The organism is Leucobacter soli (genome assembly GCF_042659205.1).
In the GTDB taxonomy this organism is placed as follows: Bacteria; Actinomycetota; Actinomycetes; order Actinomycetales; family Microbacteriaceae; genus Leucobacter; species Leucobacter soli.
Genome location: NZ_JBHSRW010000370.1, coordinates 1 through 1361 on the forward strand (window position 1 = coordinate 1; position 1361 = coordinate 1361).

Annotated in this window: 1 protein-coding gene and 1 pseudogene; both read left to right on the forward strand. The window is 74.1% G+C overall.

Annotation, left to right across the window (positions count from 1 at the left end):
• Window positions 1-901: AAA family ATPase (locus ACFPZL_RS13235; protein ID WP_382335834.1), on the forward strand; the 901-nt coding region annotated here is incomplete at its 5' end.
• A 5-nt stretch (window positions 902-906) separates the two neighbouring features.
• Window positions 907-1361: pseudogene (locus ACFPZL_RS13240) on the forward strand (ECF transporter S component); the annotation flags it as partial.

Below are 1361 nucleotides of genomic sequence, written 5' to 3' on the forward strand. Positions count from 1 at the left end.
CCGGCCCGAGGCGCTCGAGGCGCTGGCGAGCGAGGTCGCCGTGCAACGGCTCGAGATGCGCGAGGGGAGCCTCCAGCCCGGTCCCGCGGGCGGCGACGGAGCCGTGTCAGGGGCGTCGGACGGGGTCCGCGCCCCGGCATCGACGTGCTCGGCAACGGCACCGTCGGGTCCGTCGATCGCAGCCGGCCCGGATCGGGCCGAGGGCCACCGGATCGTGCTGCTCGTGGATCATGTCGTCGAGCGCGGTGGCCGCGAGCTCCTGCGGGTTCCGGAGCTGTCGGCCTCCCCGGGCGAGATCGTCGTGCTCGGCGGCCCGAACGGGTCGGGCAAGACGAGTCTGCTCGAAGACATCGCTCTCCCGGGATCCTCCGGGCGCGCGCCCGGCATCGCATTGGTGCCGCACCGGGTCGACGACCTGCTGATCCGGGACACGCTCGCAGACGAGTGCCGCTACGCGGACCGGCGCAGCGGGGCGGAGCGCGGCGCTACGGCAGCTCGGTTCGCACGACTGATCGCCGGGTCGATCCCCGGCATCGCCTCGCGCCCCGAGCCTGTATCGGAGCGGGATACGGATCTCAGCGGCGCCGAGAGCGCACCGTCGCTCGGCGTCCTTGCAACGACGCACCCGCGCGACCTCTCCGCCGGTACACGCCTGGTGCTCGGCATCGCCGTGCAGCTCGCCTCAGCACCGCGGACCTTGCTGCTCGACGAACCGACGCGCGGGCTCGACGCCGCCGCGTGCGAACGTCTCGCCGGGATCCTGGTCGAGCTGACGGCGGCGGACGCGGCGGAGGGCACAGCGGTCGTCATCGCGACGCACGACACGGACTTCGCCGACCGGCTCGCCGCGGCGGGCGCACGGACGCGTCGGCTGCGCCTGATCGACGGGCGGCTCTCATGAGGCGCATGCTGAATCAGCTGCTGATCCCGATCGTGAGCGCAGCAGCGCTCGCGGCATTCGCCTGGCCGTTCTTCTCCGCAGCGCTGCCCGAGGACGCGCAGCGGGCCGTGCCGATCCTCGCCATCGCGGCGGCCGTGGTGCTGGCCGGTGCACTGCTCGTGGCGCTCGGAGACGGCGCCCAGGGGGCGATGGTCGTCGCGATGCTGGGCACGCTCACGGCGGTCGGGATGGTGCTCCGCTTCCTGGGCACGGGTTTCGGCGGCATCGAGACGGCGCTGACCCTGCTCATCATCGCGGGGCGGGCGTTCGGGCCGCGCTTCGGGTTCCTGCTCGGCGCCACCGTGATGCTCGGATCGGCGCTGCTGTGGGGCGGTGTCGGCCCGTGGTTGCCGTTCCAGGTGTTCGCCGCCGGATGGGTCGGCGCCGGTGCCGGGCTGCTTCCAGGGGGCGGGCGGGCCGC